The following is a 241-nucleotide window of genomic DNA, read 5'->3' on the forward strand; positions in this document are numbered from 1 at the left end:
GGATCGCCACCGGCATGCCCCAGATGCGGGCAAAGCCGCAGACGAGCGTGGTGCCGTAGAGCGGCTTGAACTCATGAAATTCGGAGCCGTCGACGATCCGCCCGATCACCTCATGCACGTCATAGGGCGCGCGCACGTCCTGCGGCACGATGCCGTAGAGGTCCGCCGGGTCCAGCCGCGGGGGCACGGGGGCGGTGATCTCGATATCGATCGCCTTGGGCCGGTTAAGCGTGGCGACGAT

At 66.8% G+C, this 241-nt stretch carries 1 protein-coding gene; it reads right to left on the bottom strand.

What is annotated here, in order from left to right:
* Positions 1 to 241 (bottom strand): carboxyl transferase domain-containing protein (locus AC3II9_RS22410; protein WP_489158973.1); only part of this gene is annotated, 241 nt, incomplete at both ends.

It is taken from the genome of Lysinibacillus sp. RU7 (assembly GCF_057837305.1).